Annotated in this window: 17 protein-coding genes, 1 tRNA gene and 1 rRNA gene; 10 read left to right on the forward strand and 9 right to left on the reverse strand. The window is 38.7% G+C overall.

Going from position 1 to position 16,922, the window contains the following annotated elements:
- Window positions 1–23 precede the first annotated feature (23 nt).
- The 5 genes from HWV58_RS24620 to HWV58_RS15870 all read right to left on the reverse strand — a co-directional run bounded on the left by HWV58_RS24620 (window position 24) and on the right by HWV58_RS15870 (window position 3,308).
- Window positions 24–242: a type II toxin-antitoxin system death-on-curing family toxin gene (locus tag HWV58_RS24620; protein ID WP_394354247.1), complete on the reverse strand. Its 219-nt coding sequence runs from the start codon at window positions 240–242 to the stop codon at window positions 24–26.
- Entirely contained in the window at window positions 191–931 is a 741-nt protein-coding gene (locus HWV58_RS15855) for a virulence RhuM family protein (protein ID WP_217707014.1), read from the reverse strand. Before HWV58_RS15855 ends, HWV58_RS24620 begins: the two co-directional genes overlap by 52 nt.
- 74 nt (window positions 932–1,005) lie before the next feature.
- Window positions 1,006–1,968, reverse strand: a complete 963-nt coding sequence (locus tag HWV58_RS15860; RefSeq protein ID WP_175635018.1) for an NAD(P)H-dependent flavin oxidoreductase — start codon at window positions 1,966–1,968, stop codon at window positions 1,006–1,008.
- A 3-nt stretch (window positions 1,969–1,971) separates the two neighbouring features.
- The gene (locus HWV58_RS15865; RefSeq protein ID WP_175635019.1) at window positions 1,972–3,132 is read right to left on the reverse strand and encodes an amidohydrolase family protein; all 1,161 of its coding nucleotides are present in this window, start codon (window positions 3,130–3,132) and stop codon (window positions 1,972–1,974) included.
- A gap of 103 nt (window positions 3,133–3,235) precedes the next feature.
- Window positions 3,236–3,308 (reverse strand) — tRNA-Thr (locus HWV58_RS15870).
- Between the two features lie 286 nt (window positions 3,309–3,594).
- Between HWV58_RS15870 and HWV58_RS15875 the strand changes: the two genes are divergently transcribed.
- From HWV58_RS15875 to HWV58_RS15885, 3 genes are all read left to right on the forward strand, one after another.
- Entirely contained in the window at window positions 3,595–3,909 is a 315-nt protein-coding gene (locus HWV58_RS15875; protein ID WP_175635020.1) for a hypothetical protein, read from the forward strand.
- A gap of 81 nt (window positions 3,910–3,990) precedes the next feature.
- Window positions 3,991–4,305, forward strand: coding sequence for a hypothetical protein (locus HWV58_RS15880; protein WP_175635021.1), 315 nt, complete (start codon window positions 3,991–3,993; stop codon window positions 4,303–4,305).
- Between the two features lie 69 nt (window positions 4,306–4,374).
- Entirely contained in the window at window positions 4,375–5,706 is a 1,332-nt protein-coding gene (locus tag HWV58_RS15885; RefSeq protein WP_175635022.1) for a sigma-54-dependent transcriptional regulator, read from the forward strand.
- A gap of 656 nt (window positions 5,707–6,362) precedes the next feature.
- Here the strand turns inward: HWV58_RS15885 and HWV58_RS15890 are convergent.
- Both HWV58_RS15890 and HWV58_RS15895 read right to left on the reverse strand, forming a co-directional pair.
- Window positions 6,363–7,460: a hypothetical protein gene (locus tag HWV58_RS15890; RefSeq protein WP_175635023.1), complete on the reverse strand. Its 1,098-nt coding sequence runs from the start codon at window positions 7,458–7,460 to the stop codon at window positions 6,363–6,365.
- Between the two features lies 1 nt (window position 7,461).
- On the reverse strand, window positions 7,462–8,271 hold the full coding sequence (locus HWV58_RS15895) for a sigma factor-like helix-turn-helix DNA-binding protein (RefSeq protein WP_175635024.1): 810 nt from the start codon (window positions 8,269–8,271) through the stop codon (window positions 7,462–7,464).
- 717 nt (window positions 8,272–8,988) lie between these two features.
- Between HWV58_RS15895 and HWV58_RS15900 the strand changes: the two genes are divergently transcribed.
- The gene (locus tag HWV58_RS15900; RefSeq protein WP_175635025.1) at window positions 8,989–9,240 is read left to right on the forward strand and encodes a helix-turn-helix domain-containing protein; all 252 of its coding nucleotides are present in this window, start codon (window positions 8,989–8,991) and stop codon (window positions 9,238–9,240) included.
- Between the two features lie 74 nt (window positions 9,241–9,314).
- On the opposite strand, the gene HWV58_RS15905 is transcribed toward HWV58_RS15900, so the two are convergent.
- Window positions 9,315–11,792, reverse strand: coding sequence for a hybrid sensor histidine kinase/response regulator (locus HWV58_RS15905; protein ID WP_175635026.1), 2,478 nt, complete (start codon window positions 11,790–11,792; stop codon window positions 9,315–9,317).
- A 141-nt stretch (window positions 11,793–11,933) separates the two neighbouring features.
- On the opposite strand from HWV58_RS15905, the gene HWV58_RS15910 reads away from it, so the two are divergent.
- The 6 genes from HWV58_RS15910 to rlmN all read left to right on the forward strand — a co-directional run bounded on the left by HWV58_RS15910 (window position 11,934) and on the right by rlmN (window position 16,432).
- Complete coding sequence (locus tag HWV58_RS15910) at window positions 11,934–12,623, forward strand: helix-turn-helix transcriptional regulator (protein ID WP_175635027.1); 690 nt, start codon at window positions 11,934–11,936, stop codon at window positions 12,621–12,623.
- Between the two features lie 71 nt (window positions 12,624–12,694).
- Window positions 12,695–13,255, forward strand: a complete 561-nt coding sequence (locus HWV58_RS15915) for a DinB family protein (protein WP_235972745.1) — start codon at window positions 12,695–12,697, stop codon at window positions 13,253–13,255.
- Between the two features lie 124 nt (window positions 13,256–13,379).
- The gene (locus HWV58_RS15920) at window positions 13,380–13,901 is read left to right on the forward strand and encodes an NADPH-dependent FMN reductase (protein ID WP_175635028.1); all 522 of its coding nucleotides are present in this window, start codon (window positions 13,380–13,382) and stop codon (window positions 13,899–13,901) included.
- 27 nt (window positions 13,902–13,928) lie between these two features.
- Entirely contained in the window at window positions 13,929–14,891 is a 963-nt protein-coding gene (gene rluF / locus HWV58_RS15925) for a 23S rRNA pseudouridine(2604) synthase RluF (RefSeq protein ID WP_175635029.1), read from the forward strand.
- Complete coding sequence (locus HWV58_RS15930; RefSeq protein ID WP_175635030.1) at window positions 14,891–15,298, forward strand: DUF3995 domain-containing protein; 408 nt, start codon at window positions 14,891–14,893, stop codon at window positions 15,296–15,298. Before rluF ends, HWV58_RS15930 begins: the two co-directional genes overlap by 1 nt.
- A gap of 78 nt (window positions 15,299–15,376) precedes the next feature.
- Complete coding sequence (rlmN, locus tag HWV58_RS15935; protein ID WP_175635031.1) at window positions 15,377–16,432, forward strand: 23S rRNA (adenine(2503)-C(2))-methyltransferase RlmN; 1,056 nt, start codon at window positions 15,377–15,379, stop codon at window positions 16,430–16,432.
- Window positions 16,433–16,816: 384 nt separating this feature from the next.
- Here rlmN and rrf read toward each other — a convergent pair.
- Window positions 16,817–16,922, reverse strand: a 5S ribosomal RNA gene (rrf, locus tag HWV58_RS15940); the annotation flags it as partial.

The raw sequence follows: 16,922 nt of genomic DNA on the forward strand, positions 1-16,922 counted from the left end.
TTACTTTCTGCAATCATTAATGTTTAAGCGACAAGGGCATTGTCGGCAATACGCTTAGAACCATCATTTCGATAAAGAATTTTATTCTTATCCATGAACCACACAAACAGATAGGCAGCTATGCGCTTATTTCCATCTGAGAAAGAATGGTTTTTAACCACAAAATATAGCAGATTAGCAGCCTTCTCTTCTACGCTCGGATATACATCATCGCCGCCGAATGTTTGGTAGATTGCTCCGATTGAACTTTTAAATGATTCGTCTTTTTCGTTTCCGAATAAAGAACGCCCCCAAACTTATTTTTAAGATCATAAATGGCTTTCATGGCTTCTTTATAATCTATAATGAATATTGATTCTGGAGTTATTCTTTCTATTGTTAATTGCTGATGATCATATTTATCAAGAATATCTAACGCGTAAGCATAATCGGTAATTACTCTGAGTAAGCCTGTCGCTTCATCAGAATTCAGTTCTTTGCTTTGTAATACATTACTTAATAGGTTAACAGTATTTTTAAGGCTTGAGAATTGTTCTGTCTGCTCTTTTAGTCGCTTCTCATTAAGGGCATATCCTTTTATCAGATAATCTTTTAATATTTTATTAGCCCAAATACGAAATTGAGTACCTTTCTTTGAATTTACCCGGTAGCCTACTGACAAAATCATATCCAAGTTGTAAAACTTCAGTTTCCTTTTTACACTTCTTTTCCCCTCTTGTTGAACTACCGAGAAAAGCTCGGTAGTTGAGCCTTCATCTAACTCCCCTTCGGATAAAATATTTTTGATATGTAGCCCAATTGTATCGGAATCCTTATCAAATAGTTCTGCCATTAATTTCTGGCTCAACCAAATCGTTTCATGCTGAATTTTTACATCAATTGTTGTTTCACCGCTAGGTGACTGATAAATAATAATCTGATTCTGCTCCATAACAGCTTAAAGATACGAACTATACCCAGTCTAGCCAAGTGGATTACTATTTTTTTTAGCAAAAAAAACAAGTGTCAATATTTGTAATACAATTCGTTTTGTAATTGTTTAATACGTTCTATTTCTGCTTTAAATTCGTACCATATTTCTTCGAGAATAACACTTGCAGGCCTGATTTCTTTCAGCATGGCCGAAACCTGGCCAATTTCAAGTTCACCTTCTTCCATATTACCTTCAAACATACCCAGTTTTGCTCTCGCCCGGCCTAGAAGCTCCATTAACTCAGTCCGGTTAGCGCCTTCAGCTTCGGCTAGGGCAATGGCATCGGCAAATTCATTTTTTAATAACCGCACCGGAACCAGCTTTTTCATGGCCAGTTTAGTATCGCCTTCCACTGCTGCAATAATTTTATGCTTAAATGCCGGGTGTGCCGACGATTCTTCGGCCACAGCAAAAGCCGATCCTACCTGAACGGCATCAGCGCCTAAAGCAAAGGCTGCCAGCATGGCTTTTCCACTACTAATGCCACCAGCAGCAATAACCGGGATCTGCACAACCGCTTTAATCATCGGAATTAAGCACAAGGTAGTGGTTTCTTCCCTTCCGTTATGCCCACCTGCTTCAAAACCCTCGGCAACAATAGCATCTACGCCAACCTCTTCTGCTTTTAATGCAAATTTGGTGTTCGCTATAACATGAACAACAATAATCCCCTTCTCTTTTAAAATTTTAGTCCAGGTAGCTGGATTGCCTGCCGATGAAAAAACAATTTTCACGCCTTCATCAATTACGATATCAATAATCTCCTGAATGTTGGGATACAGCAACGGAATATTAACGCCAAAAGGTTTATCGGTAGCTTTTTTACATTTTTGAATGTGTTCTCTTAAAACCTCAGGATACATAGAGCCTGCTCCGATAATACCCAAGCCGCCAGCATTAGAAACCGCCGAAGCCAGTTTCCACCCGCTGCACCAAACCATACCAGCCTGAATAATGGGATATTGAATATTAAAAAGTTTACAGATTGGGTTCATAAATTAAATTAATCTTGTTACATGATCACTTTCAATAATAAAACCTTCTGAAAGCTGAATGAGATTTAATCCCGGTGTTTTACCAATTTCCATTGTACCTAGTTGACCATCCAATCCAAAAAATTCGGCGCCATTAATAGTTGCCCATTGCAAAAGTTTTTCGAAATCTACGTGTTTATGTTGCTGAAGGGTTTTCATTTCAGCTAATATATTAAGCTGATGGTTACTGGCCAGACTATCGGTTCCCAAAGTAATTTTCACTTCCTCCTCCACAAGCAGATCAACATCAGGTAATGCGTTTTCTATATATAAGTTGGCCTGTGGACAAAGGCACCAGTATAAATTTGCATTGTTTTGTTTGGCAAACTCAACATCGGTCCGGTTCGAAACCGTATTGTGCACCAGTAAGGTTTTTTGTTGCCCTACATAAGGCAGCCAGCTTTGCAACGATGTTTTTTTAGTGGGTTCGAAAAACGAAATGTCCAATCCCAAAAATTGGTACAAAGCTAAAAACCCTCCTCTTTTATCTTCAAAAAAAGCATTTTCTTCAACAGTTTCCTGATTGTGCACACTGATTAAACTCCCTTCATTTTGTGCTTCTGTATTAATTAACCTGAACAATTCGGGAGAAACTGAATATGGCGCATGGGGAACCACGGCAGCCGGGAGCGGACTAAAGTCATTTCTAATTCCTTTGGTATAATCCATTATGGCCGCTGCACGCTCGGGATTAAAGCCCATTGCCTCAACAAAAGTATGATAGTATATTTTACTATTTTGCTTTATTGTTTTTGAAACGATCTGGTTAGCAATATCACCAACGGCAACAATCCCGTTTTCTAGCATTTGCTGATCGGCCTTTTGCATCGCCAATTCAATCTGTAAGGTTTCGCTCTGCCTGCTTTTAATAATAGATTGTACAAACTCTACCAAACCAGTCTTTTCAGGTATCAACCCCAACATGTGCGAAAGCTCTAAATGGCAATGGGTATTGATAAAGCCGGGAACAATTGCACCTTTATGATAAACTACATCCAGATTTTTTGCCGCTGCAGCAGTTAAAACCTGTTGTATTTCGCCAGTAGCATTTACCGTAACCACACCATTTTTAATGGGCGAACTACTTACAGGAAAAATCCAATCGGCAGAAAAGTATTTAAGCATACCTGCAAATTAAGTGGATTAAACCAAGGCATCAAAATATATTGATGGCTAAATAAATAAAATGATTTTGTAGTAATAAGGTAGTAAGGGAAGAAAGAAAAAGAGCCTCCTATCGGAATCGAACCAATGACCTACTGATTACAAGTCAGTTGCTCTACCAGCTGAGCTAAGGAGGCTTTTTAATCGGGCTGCAATGATAGAAAAAATTTCTCTTTTTTAAAAATTAAATCAAAAATGTTTAAAAGCAAGCTGTCTTAACCAGCGCAATCTGGTGTTTAACCTCAAAAGTTGACCATACCTGTAGTTATTCTCCCCAATGTGTGGAGAAATTCCACAAGTGTCAAAACCACGCGAAATATTAAACAACTAATAACCAGTAAGTTAATTATCTATGCCAGTTTTGGCACCATTATGAAACCTTAGCAAGTATTGTTACATAAATTAAAATTTAAAAATCATACTATGAAAAAGTTCGTTTTAGCAGCAACAGTATTAGCATTAGCAGGATTCTCGACCGTAAAGGCAAGTGAAATTAAAGATTTAAAAACTACTGCAATTGTAGCAGTTCAAGATAGCGCAGTGAAAACTCCGGTTAAATTAGAAGAATTACCTGAGCCAGTAACTAAAGCATTAAAATCTGATGCATATAAAGGATGGACCGCTACTGAAGCATGGTCGGTTAAAGAAGGAACAAAAGAATACTACTTAATCAATGTTAAAAAAGAAGCAGAAACAGGTTCTGTGAAAATTGACAAAGACGGTAAACCAGTTCAATAATTTAAATTGTATAAGCGCCGTTCAGGCATAATTAATATAAGCGTAGCCTCTGTGCTACGCATCACCTCAAATTAAAAAAAAATGAAAAGATTAATTTTATCAGCTGCGTTCTTAGCTTTTGCAGGATTCTCAGCAGTACAGGCAAGTGAAGTAAATACAATTAAAAATGCAGCAATTGTTGCAGTTCAGGATAGCGCAGTAAAAACTCCGGTTAAATTAGAAGAACTACCTGAGCCAGTTAAAACTGCATTAAAATCTGATGCATATAAAGGATGGACCGCTACTGAAGCATGGTCGGTTAAAGAAGGAACCAAGGAGTATTACTTAATCAATGTTAAAAAAGAAGCAGAAACTGGTTCTGTGAAAATTGACAAAGACGGTAAACCCGTACAATAAAAACCCAAATATTACATCTACCTAGTATAAGAAAGCCGGATTATGTCCGGCTTTTCTTATTTTTGTTACATGGCGAGAATCCTGATTTTAGAAGACGATACTACTTTTGCTCAATTACTTGAAGGTTTTTTAACAAAAAACGATCATGCGATTACCCTCGTAACCCATGTAAAACAGTCCTTTAAACAGATTGAAAATAACGAATTTGAACTGCTCTTAATCGATTACCGCCTGCCAGATGGAACTGGTTTTGATGTGCTTAACCACCTTCGTGATCAGGGGTTATCCATTCCAGTAATTATTATGACCAGCTTTAATGATGTGCGTACCGCTGTAAAATCTATGCAGCTAGGTGCATTCGATTATATCACCAAGCCGGTTAATCCTGATGAGCTTTTAATGGTAATTAAGAACTCTTTAGCTAAAAAGGATTTAAAAAGCACCGAACCAGAAGAGATAAACAGCGATTTTATAAAAGGCAAAAGTGCCATTGCCGATAAACTATACGGCCACATTAACCTGGTAGCACCTACCGATATGTCGGTAATTATTCAGGGTGAAAGTGGTACAGGAAAAGAATTTGCAGCCAGAACCTTGCACCAACAGAGTAAACGTGCCGATAAACCCTTTGTGGCAATAGATTGTGGTGCATTATCGAAAGATTTAGCAGCCAGCGAATTATTCGGTCATATTAAAGGTGCTTTTACTGGTGCTTTAAACGATAAAAAAGGACAGTTTGAAGCGGCAAACGGCGGAACGCTATTCTTAGATGAAGTTGGAAACCTGAGTTACGAAGTGCAGATTAAACTGCTTAGAGCTTTACAAGAAAGAGTAATACAGCCGCTAGGGAGTACGAAACAAATTCCGGTTAATGTTCGCATTGTTACCGCTACCAACGACGATTTGGCTGGTAGCATACAGCAGGGCGAGTTTCGCGAAGATTTATACCACCGTTTAAACGAATTTAAAATCCAGCTTCCGCCTTTACGCGAGCGGGGGGGTGATCTTGAATTATTCATCAATCATTTTGTACAACTGGCTAACCGTGACCTTGAACGTAATGTTAAAAGCATATCAGCCGAAGCAAAATCACTTTTACTTCAGTATGATTGGCCGGGTAACCTGCGCGAGCTAAGCAATGTAATTAAACGAATGGTTTTGTTAAGTCCGGGTGAAGTGGCGCAGATAGAAGCCTTACCAGATGAAATGATGATTGCTGTTCACCAGCAAACACAGCCAGGAAGTTCTTCCGATTTAAAAGCAGCTAATGAACAGAACGAAAAAACCCTGATTGCCGAAACCCTGATTAAAGTAAAACATAACAAATCAAAGGCGGCAAAAATGTTAAATATCGACCGCAAAACATTGTATGCCAAGATGGAACGTTATGGTATTGAGTAAAAAATTTTAATTAACTGTAATATATTGTACTGTAGATTAAGCCCTACCAAGTAGGTTTCCGACATAACATTCCTAGCTCCAAACATACCTCAAACTGTTTTAGTCTTTAAAAGAATAAAGAAGATACAGCATCCTTCTCATATTGCCTAATAAGACCTTAAAAGTCAAAAGAAAACCAGCTTTACGACTTTACAAACAATCCTTATGTTCTTAAATAGAAAGTCAACAAACAACAGCATCTATATCGGCTTATCAGATACTACGGATATAGATACGATCCCCTCCATACTTTCAGATAGCCTGTAAATCTGATTCTTTCAAATATTAGCTGACCGCTAAATCCCTTATTCGGTTTATAACAAATGTTGCATCTTACTTCAAAGAAATAGAAATATACAATGCGAAAAACCATAGTAGTTGTATCTTAATTCTAAACGGGGGATACTGCGCTTAACCACCAGGGCTAGCTCCCTATTTAAGAAATAGTCAGTGAGTAAAAAATCCTCACCCTACGGCTGTACAAGCAGCCTCAAATATTGTATAGCGGTCTCATCCCCAAAGAGATCATCCACAGTAACACAAATTCCACCATTGGGATTCCCTGTTTGCTGGATTACGAGGCACATTTAGCTCCCATGACATAAAGCTTAGTTTTTCTATTCAACAATTACCTGAATACCTGCCAACTTAGCTTTATAACTGATCTTATCCTTTAAACTGTAATAACTCCAGTTTTGTAGCAAGAAGTGGTCGTCTTTTGCTATCTCCTCCTTTTCCTGCTGGTTGATCAACAGCAATGTTGCTGCCCGGTGTTTTATGCAGAAATCGATTAGCATCCTGCTGTAAACATGCAGTTTTTGATCCACATACTGCTTTTCCTTATGCCGATAATCTTCAAGACTTTTCATTTTGCGATTTTTACCATGCCCACCGCGGTTAAAAACTATACCTTTTTTAACCCGGTTTACCGCTGCCTGTATCGCCAGCCTACGGTGGAGAAACTCTTCCCTATCCCCAATCGAATGTTCGTGGCTACCGATCTTTACCGTTACCGGATGTTCGATTGACAACGAGGCTTCGGCAATGATCGTCGGGTCAAGTACGTGCTGTTCCTTTTCGACCTGTATTGCGGCCAATAGGAATATCTTCCCTTGGTCTAACTGGATATGGCTGGTAAGCAGTTTCAAGCTTCCTTCCATAATCTTTTCAAGCATCATTCTCTTATCCGACCTGTCCTTTCCAAAATAGGTTTTAAAAGGAATCTGAAAAAGCCTGAAGGTAAAGTTCCTTTGGTCGGCGGTTTTGGCTAGCTTGGAAATAACCCTGGCTCCAAATGGCAAAGGGATATTCCTTTTGTAATTCCTGAGCGATTTTTCACCTTTCCAGTAGGCCTCCTTTTCTTTATTGAAATAGCTGATCAGCGTATGGTTTAGATGGCTTAGGATATTTGTGGGGATCTGCCCCTTAAAATGATTCGACAGCAACGTGTATGTTGTACCCTCCCGTGAGGATTTCAACATACCCCTCTCTTCCTTTTTTACATCAGCTATCTTAAGCTTAACTTCCTCGGTCAGGTAAAAAAAGTCCTTTACCCGCTCCTGAATAAAATGATGGCTCATGATCATATTCGCTGAGCGGAAACAGATCCTCTGCCAGTTGTATAACTGATCCCAGGCATCTTTGATGAACTCTTTATCTTCCGAGTTAACCACCAACTGTATTTTGCGTGTAATAACCATTGTATTGCTCTCCATATCAACTGATTTTAGTTTTTTTGATCTTTAGCGAAGCTGCAGCAAATGCCTGCTGGATATATCCCTGATCCAGACCTAAGGCTTCAGCAATCTCAGTGAAGCTGTATTGTAGCTCATAGCGCATCTGCAGGATCTGGGACTGCTCTTCGCTCACATCACCTTCGAAACTGAACCTGTTTGTTTTTTCAATTTTGCTGAGCTTTTGTGTATTACTGATGACAGCCTTTAGGCATTCAAGTGTCCGCTCTACTTTTCTTGCTACCTGATAATCGGAAATACCGCCGATATGCCAGGCCATCTGTCCATAATCAAAGGAGTATTTAATGCAGAGCCTTATAAAAAGCTGCTGGTCCAGACTGAGCTTAGGGATAACTTCCTTCACCCTTTCCCATTGTCTTTTCTCCTCCTCCCCTGCTTCAGGCTGATATAGAACCTCCATACTATCTTCGTAAATAGGATTGCCACCTCCGATAAATTCATGATAGTTGTCAATTTCATCCAATCGCAGCATATTGCGCTGGAACTTGCTGCTTGGGGTTTTATAATAAGTCCTGCATCCCTCTGCAGTCAGCTTTTTTACAAAGATTTCAATATCCTCTGGACAGGTTATATTTTTTCTACACAACCAAAGTCTCAGGAAAGCTTCATTTACGATACAGTTTGCATTTACATCGTCTTTTATATACTTAAAACCATAGTAATATATAGACCGATATAACAATTTGTAGAAAAATTCAAGCCCTTTCTCGTTCCCTTCCTTAAACTTGGTGAAGTTTATATCGCGATGGGGATGTGTCCGTATGTATTTCATTAGTAAGTATGTTAAATAGGGTATGAAATGCTTTCCATCTTAGCAATACTAGGCATGAACACAATGCTACTTTAGGCTTGCAATCTTAAATATGAGCTTCTCCAATATTTATATGGATTTGGCTTAAGATTGAGCCCTTAAGCTTTTCCTGCCCGTCTTTGCCAAAAAGCATGGCATGGCCATTACGATTGTTTTTATCGTTATTTTTATATGAACTTGATTAGTTGGTTGACGAAGAGATACTCTCAAACAAGGTAAACAAACTAATGTAGAAGAATTATTAAAAGGTGATTTATCCTCATCCATTAGAATCCCCCGCTTAATCTTAAAACTATTCTGGTGCACAGATCACTAGCGAAATGAGGTGATCGAAAAGATGGAGACTTTTTTTTTCCATTACTCGTATTGCTTACACGAGTCTTGTGGCTTCGAGAAATAACTGTGGGCTCTCTACCTAAACCACGATCACTTAAAAGTTTCTGAAGCCTTACGTTAACATGGAATGGCAGCAGAGCCCACAACTATCTGGATGTACAAATATAATACATCTATATATAGCTGTGGGTATTAAACTGCTGACTTGCTCTAACGGCTTCAGATATGTGATTGCAAGACTCTTATTAATACCTATTTAATATTATCAAATATAAAATAAAATATCCGAAAAGTCAATATAAATATTGACTTATTATTTTTTTTATATTAACAGCTTGCCAAATGAAAAATTTAACCATCAAAGATTTTAAAATTTCTTTGGCAAAGCGGATTAAACAAAGAAGAACGCAATTAGGTTTAACACAAGCAGCATTAGCTTTACAGATAGGATTTAAGGATAAACAAATTGTTAATAATTATGAAATACAGGGAGCAAATCCTACGGCTTATAACCTTGTATTAATCGCAAAAGCGCTAGATCTAACAGTGGATGATCTACTTGATTTTAGTAAACTTGAAAACTCGCCCAGATAGGCTTTAAAGATGTTTAATTATAGAAGTATTCTGATCTAATTATATAATAAATCAGAAAATGACGTGCTTGAATCTCACACTGAATTAGAGTAATTCATTTCTTCCATCAAAGCAATTAATCCTTCAAGTTTTTTAATCTGCACAGCAACTTCAGTTTTAATAGATTCTGTTAGACCCTTTCTCTCAATTTCAATTTCCAAAAGTCTAAAGGCATTAGCTAGGGTTTTAGCACCCAACTGCCCGGTTCTGCCTGCAAGCCTGTGCACAATCAATCTGCTGTTATCCTTATCATTTCTTTTTAGATATTGCTTTAATTCGATTGCGTCATCAATAGAATCTTGCTTAAACCTGTTTAATATTTTTTCCAACATCTGTTGATCTCCAAAAGTCATTTTTTCTATCGTTGAAAAATCGAACTCTGGCTGTTCGGTTAAAATAGCTGCTTTCTCGAAAATGGATAAAATATCTATCGCTCTGAATGGTTTCATAATCAATCCATCAAAGCCATCACTTAAAACCATTTCACGCTCTTCAGGTAAAACTTGAGCTGTTATGGCATAAAATTTAACTGAAGTAGGAAGTTTTTTCCTCAGTAGATGACAAAGCTCAAAGCCTGTCATTTCAGGCATTCGCATATCTATCAGTACATATTTCAAATCATCTTCAGGCTTCGCATGTAAAATATCAGCCACTTGGGTGAAACTTCTAAAAGGGATTTCATTTTTCTGAAAGATTATACCACAAAGCTCCAAAATTAGCCTATCATCGTCAATTACCCATACTGTACCTGGGTTTACAATGGTATAATTTTCTAAATCGAGTTCATTATAAACGCGCTCAGTTGTATGTTCATATTTGAGGTAAATATTAAAGGTGGTACCGATACCCGGCTTGCTTTTAACATAAATTCTTCCTCCTTGTGTTTCAATTAATGACTTTACAATGGGTAATCCCAAACCCGTACCGGCCTGATTGATAATATATTTTTCGGGCGATTCAATCTGCTCGAATTCATTAAAAATTTTAGCCTGGTCTTTTTCTTCAAAACCAATTCCTGTATCCTGTATGGTAAAATGAAAATGCAAGTCATTACCTTGCTTCTTATAGGAGACTGTCAGTTTAATTTCGCCCTTTAAGGTAAATTTTACCGCATTGCCCAAAAGGTTAAATAAAATCTGTTTCAGCCTGAAAGCATCACCTTTTACCGATTCAAGCTGACCGAGATCTAAATCAACATTCAACTGCAGCGATTTCTGTTCGGCCAGCGGACGCATTACTGAAATCACTTCGTCTAAAACATTTTTAATATCGAACACCTGATGATTAAAACGGAACTCGCCAGAAATGATCCTGTTGTAATCCAATACTTCATTTACGATCTGCAACAAATGGATAGATGACTGATAAATGGCATCGATATCTTTTTTCTGAGGTACATCCTGCTGAGTAATTAATTCGGCATAACCCAGTATCGATTGCAGCGGCGTTCTGATCTCGTGACTCATGTTGGAAAGAAAACGCTGTTTGGCTTTACCATGGTATTCGGCCTCATCCTTGGCCTGTTCCAATGCCTTTCTGTATTTATTGCTCCGGGTAATATCGGCCAGAATTAAATAAAGCAGAATAACGGTAAGCAGAAAAAATGCGAGGATGATGATGGTAATTTGCGTAATCCCGTCGTTTACTACTTCCTTGGCCTGAATACCGTTTAAATCAACCTGCGCTACAGCCTGTCCTTCAACCTCGCGCAAAATTTGTAGCATTTGTGCCGTTAATGCATTACTGGCATTGGATAGGTCAGCTTCCCGTTTTAAAAATTTCTGACTTTTCTGGCGTTGTTCCAGTTCGATATTTTTTAACGAACCGGTCATGCTTTTCATAATGCTATCTTCGGCCTTCGCATTTAAAGTATCGCGTTTAACTTTAAACTCTTCATTAATAATCTTGTAGGCTTCTGATTTCTTTTTTCCAAAAATCTTGGCAAAAATACTCCGCGATTTTTTCTCTTCCTCCGGAGCAACAGTAGTGGTAGATGTAGTTGTTTCGGTAGTCAATATCGCACTATCTGTTTGCCTTGCACGGGTAGCAACCAATTCATTCAATTTCTGAACTTCATCAGAGAACGATTTGGTATTGACCAACGTTTCTCTCACTTTTAGATAGTTTACAAATTGTTTATCGCGATCAGAAAGCAGGTTTTTGATCGATTTTATACGCACTAGCTGTGCCGAATCGCCCCGATATAAGCTCCTGAGCGTATCTAAACTAGACCGTAATTTGCGCGATTCTTTCAGAAAACTGTAATTACCCTGCTTATTAAATGCTTCATCGCGCTGCAACTGGTCGAGCCTTGCAATTTTATGCGAAAGATCATTTACAATCCTTAAACGGTCATTTGGTGCAGAAATTTCCTCAACCGTATCCAACATGCGGGTAAAGGCAAACTTACTGATCCCCCATGCCATCAGCAAGGCAAAACAGGCCAATAAGAAACCTATAATTACTTTACTTTTTACTGCCCGGAAAAAACGCTTTTGAATTACAGCCGCCATATTTCAGATTGTTTACCCCCACCACCATTATAAACGGCCCAACAGGTAAAATTGATATCTTTTTATTGTTTACAAATAACGTACCACAAGAAATCTGCACAAAAAACTTTAATTTTATACATCGCCTAATAAAAACCAAACATGAACCGTATCGACCGCCTTTTCGGCATATTAACCCTCCTCCAATCTAAAAAATACATTACTGCCGAAAAAATTGCAGAACGGTTTGATATGAGTATCCGTACGGTTTACCGCGATATTAAAGCCCTGGGCGAACAGGGTATTCCGGTAAGTTTCGAGCAGCACAAAGGTTACTACCTGGTGCAGGGTTATTTTTTACCTCCTGTTTCTTTTAATATGGAAGAGGCCAATGCCCTCCTTTTGGTAGAAAGCCTAGTAAATGGTTTTGCCGATCATTCTATCCGAGCGCATTATTCTACGGCACTTACCAAAGTAAAATCGGTTCTTAAAAGCAACCAGAAAGAAAAGCTGGAAACCATGAACCAGCACATTAAACTGCAGATACCCGAAAGGCTTAATTTTAATTTCGAATATTTATCACTCATTCAGCAGGCCATTGCCGAAAAACATATTATTGAACTCGATTATAAGAACAACAAAGAACAAGTAAGCAAACGGGAAGTAGAACCAATCGGATTAATTTTTTATGCTTTTAGCTGGCATTTAATAGCCTGGTGCCACTACCGCAATGAGTACCGCGATTTTAATCTCACGCGGATTATCTGCATCAAAAATCTGGCTATTTCCTTCAGAAAATCAACACACATGCCTTTAAACGATTACATGCACCTGCTGCCCGTAAATTATTAAAATATTTTTTTTACACTGCCATAGGGTTGTCAGTCGGCCATGTTTTCTTTGTTTAAACAAACATCAAAATCATGAGCATTGCCGATTTATTACTGATGGACTTACACACAGCAGAAAAAACAAAACAAAAAAATATGGACATTATTAAAGCATTATTGAAAGAGTTGACGGCAGAATTTAATACGACAAAAAAATTTATGGCCCTGGTACCCGTTGATAAATTTGATTGGGCTCCGCACGAGAAAAGTATGAAAATGAAATCGCTGGCCAGCCATATTGCCGAATTACCGGGTTGGGTAGCGATGGCAATTACAACCGACGGACTTGATTTCGCTGCAGTGCCTTACGAGGAAAAGCCAATAGAATCAGCTGCCGATTTAACCAAACTTCTGGAAGAAAGTTATGCCAGCGCTAAAGCAGAACTTGAAAAAACAAATGATGGGGTACTATCAGAAAAATGGACTTTGAGAAATGGCGAACAAATTTTGGCTGATTATACCAAATACGAGACTATTCGCCATTCATTGAGTCAAACCGCTCACCACCGTGCGCAACTGGGAGTTTATTTAAGGTTATTAAACATTCCTTTACCGGGTAGCTATGGTCCGAGTGCCGACGACCAGAGTTTTTAAGTAATACCTACTATAACCGTCATTTCATGAGAAACAGATTTGGTGCATTTCTCTGGTCCGTTGAAATGACGGTTGTATTACCTCCCTGTCTTTGTATTGCATCTTCACTTTGCTAATTTTAGCCATGAAGAAAATACTTGCAATTTGCGGTAGTACGAAAACAGCATCTACCAACCTCCTATTTATTGCAGCCATTGCCCAACTTCTGGGCACTGAATACGAAGTAACTACCCTCAATACTATTGCAGATCTTCCACATTTTAACCCAGATTCAGATACCGGGCAGACGCCGCAACAGGTCGAACAGCTGAGGAAAAATATCAGTCGGGCAGATGGAGTTGTAATTTCCACGCCCGAATACGCAATGGGTCTTCCCGGTAGCTTAAAAAATGTACTCGATTGGACCGTGAGCTCCTCTTCCTTTTCTAAAAAACCTGTTTTAGCTGTCGTTGCTTCCTCGCAGGGCGAAAAAGCGTACCAATCTTTAATTGATGTTTTAACGGTTATTGAGGCAGAAGTATATCCACTGTTAGTTCCTTATGCTAAAACTAAAATTAACCAGGAAGCCACCATTACTGATGCAGAAACGTTATCGGCGCTTAAAAGTACACTCGATCAATTTGTTGCCAGCCTATCCAATGGATAACACAATTTATTTCCGTAAAATTGCAGCATGAACAACAACTCTGCCACCCGTTTAAATAAATTCATCAGCGAAAGTGGACTATGTTCGCGCCGTGAAGCAGACCGTTACATTGAAAAAGGAACGGTTTTCATTAATGGAAAAAGGGCTAAAGTTGGCGATCAGGTTTTTGCCGGCGATAAAGTGATGGTTAACGGGCATAATATCGAACCTAAAGAAGAAAGCAGTTTCGTTTTGCTAGCCTTTAATAAGCCGGTTGGCATTACCAGTACAACCGAAAGTGGTGTACGCGATAATATTGTAGATTATGTAAACTATAGCGAAAGGATTTTTCCCATTGGCCGTTTAGATAAAGATTCGTCGGGTTTAATTTTCTTGACCAACAACGGCGATATCGTGAACAAAATTTTAAGGGCAGGGAATAAGCACGAGAAAGAATATATCGTTACGGTTAACAAACCCATTACCGAAGATTTTATTTTCGAAATGAGTAATGGTGTACCCATTTTAGGTGTAAATACCCGTAAATGCAAGGTTAGGCAAATCAGTACCTTTGTTTTCAATATTATCTTAATTCAGGGCTTAAACAGGCAAATCCGCAGAATGTGCGAGCATTTCGGATATGAAGTTACCCGGTTAGAACGCACGCGGATCATGAACATTAACCTAAAGGGCATTCCAACGGGCGAATTCAGGGAGCTTACCGAAGACGAGATGAACAGCATTACCAAAAGCATCGAAAATTCTTCTTCAGAAGCTAAACCAAAATCAAAAAGTACCGCAAAGAAAAAACCAAACGCCTGGGAAGAAATTCCAGAACTCAGGGAGGAACAACCGAAGAAACAGTTCAAGCCAAAAGCAGCTGGTAAAAAATATCCGGCTCAGGGAGGACCAAAAAAAAGTACAGCTAAAAGCAATTCGGCTAACCGTAATGCTAAATCTTCCAGGCCGAAATCAACAGATAAACAACATTCACGCAAACGCGGGCGCTAATGAATAGCATCATTTACCTCAATACAACTATTTTTCTTTTTCTGGCAGGTGTTCATTTTTACTGGATGGCTGGCGGGAAATGGGGTATGAATGCTGCCTTACCCACTACGGCGCAACATCAGCTAATTTTCAATCCCGGAAAAATCGGTACGCTGGTTGTAGCCCTGGGCTTACTTGCTTTTGCAGCCATTACCTTTGCACATAACTTTCATTTCGAAATCGATGTACCGCACTACCTACGTTATGGTATTGCAATTATTTTTTTGATCAGAACCATTGGCGACTTTCAGTATGTGGGTATTTTCAGAAAGATAAAGCATACTGTATTTGCCCGGTACGACCGGAAATATTATGTTCCCTTATGTGCTTATCTCGCGGTATCAGAATTCTTCCTCGCTGCGTATTAATGTAAAATTTATTCATTTGTAAGAGGTTAAAACTTCATTTTTTCTGCCTTCCAGCTTTTTTAAGTACCTTTGCAGCAAATGGTAACAGCAAAAAAAACCGATATCCGTGCGTTAGATCTGCCACAATTGCAACAACATCTTACTGCAATGCAGCAACCTACATTCAGGGCTAAACAGATTTATCAATGGCTTTGGGAAAAATCGGCAACGACTTTCGAACAAATGAGCAATCTTTCTAAAGACTTAAGAAAAGCTTTAGACGAAACTTTTACCATTAATGCTGTTCAGGTTAACAACTCGCAGTTCAGTAACGACCATACCATTAAAAATACCTTTAAACTGGCCGATGGAAACATCGTTGAAGGGGTTCTGATTCCTTTAGAAGACCGCATGACTGCCTGTGTAAGCTCTCAGGTAGGTTGCAGTTTAACCTGCAAGTTTTGTGCAACAGGTTATATGGATCGTAAGCGTAATTTAAATGCTGATGAGATTTATGATCAGGTTGTATTAATTGATAAGCAGGCTAAAGAAAACTATAACAATCCGCTTACCAATATTGTGTATATGGGTATGGGCGAACCATTGTTAAATTATGCCAATGTATTAAAGTCTATCGAACGCATAACCGCACCAGATGGCTTAAACATGAGTTATAAGCGCATTACTGTGTCTACGGCTGGTATCGCTAAAATGATCAAGAAACTGGGAGATGATGGCGCTAAATTCAACCTGGCCTTATCATTACATGCTGCCAATGATGAGAAGCGTAACGAAATTATGCCGATTAATGAGGCGAACTCATTGAAAGCGCTGGCCGAAGCCTTAAAATACTATTTTGCCAAAACCAAAAACCCGGTTACTTACGAATACATCGTTTTCAATCATTTTAACGATGAAATTTCTGATGCGATGGATTTGGCCAAGTTCTGTAAACATATTCCATGCAAGGTAAATCTGATTGAGTATAACCCAATTTCATTTGCTGATTTTACTAACGCAGAAGGTGATAAAATAGATGCTTTTTCAAATTATTTGAAGAGCCAGGGTATTAATACCAATATTCGCCGTAGCAGAGGTAAAGATATCGATGCCGCCTGTGGTCAGCTTGCTGTTAAAGAAGAAGCCAAAGCTTAATCAATCATTACTTTTTTTATTTATTCAGTACCGCAAAAGCAATGCTTATAGGGTAGGTACTGTCCTACTGTTCGTTGTAATCCTTTTGGGGGGTTAACGCGCGCTTAGGTATGTTCCATTTGAGTCAAAAGGGATTTCCACTGTCATCAAGGGCTATTTTACTGCGGTTTGTAGCCTATATGAAAAGTTTATTTATCATTAAGATCGTATGTATGAAAGCGTTAATTATCTAAATACGATAGCGTTCGTGCTAAAAGGTAAGAGAGCAAAACCTAAAGTAGTGTCTCCCGCTTTATGCTTTAGTCTTAATGCTTTTCGCTTTTCCGCACAAATGCCCTAAAACAAGAAAACCCTTTAACAAATTGTTAAAGGGTTTCTTTTAAGATTTGGCACCGACCTACTCTCCCACGTGTTACCGCAGTACCATCGGCTCTGGTGGGCTTAACTTCTCTGTTCGGAATGGGAAGAGGTGGACACCACCGATATAGGC

Origin of the sequence: Pedobacter ghigonis, from assembly GCF_903166585.1 — a bacterium.
GTDB lineage: Bacteria > Bacteroidota > Bacteroidia > Sphingobacteriales > Sphingobacteriaceae > Pedobacter > Pedobacter ghigonis.